1 protein-coding gene is annotated in these 703 nt (G+C 51.2%); it reads right to left on the reverse strand.

The window, feature by feature from the left end; genetic code table 11:
- Positions 1-703, reverse strand: a 703-nt coding sequence (locus tag A3751_RS22445) for a hypothetical protein (RefSeq protein WP_197466090.1), incomplete at both ends; no start/stop codon positions are given.

Raw genomic sequence — 703 nt, forward strand, 5'->3', positions numbered from 1 at the left:
CGATACCTATGAGAAACCAGCTGCCCCAGATTCTCCCACCCCGGCCAAAACACTTCGCCTGCCCCTAGAATGGCCTGAATTTCGCTTTCAGCCTGTCGTTGTTTTTCACTGACATAAGCGGCACCGGCTTGGACGTTGGTGCTCATGCTCGTATAGCCATAACCCAGCAAAGCCGCGCTTGTTACACATGTCATGAGGCTCAGGTAAGCCAATAAACGATGTATCTGAAAGAGGTACATTGACGCGCAGATCGCCAAGGCGTAAAGCGACACACCACCCCAAATATGCAGAATTGCATCTGTACCTAGAGAACCTCGCTCTTCCGCGGCAGAGAACTTAGAGATGATCGGTAAATAGCGGCCTTCCCTATCAAACCGGAAGTGAATTGAAGGTTCAGAGTCAGAGTTTAAGGTCACTTCCGCCCAACCGTATATCAAGACACTCTGACCAGGCTCAATGCGCCATTCAGTGTATCGATAGTCACCTTGACGCTCAGAATAAGATGCGGGCATGGACCAGCGAATGCCGCCGCCGTTACCCGCTATCAAGACACTAGCGGACGAAGAATGGTCTTGGAGGTCAAAGCTCATGGCTCTTGTAATGTCGGCTTCCGTCACCCATCGCGTCTTGCCTTCAGAGTCCGTTTCTTGGCGTTCCTTCAGATACCGGAAATAAACACTGGGCACCTTCTGTTTTGTGCTTC

The sequence above is a fragment of the Oleiphilus sp. HI0080 genome (assembly GCF_001635135.1).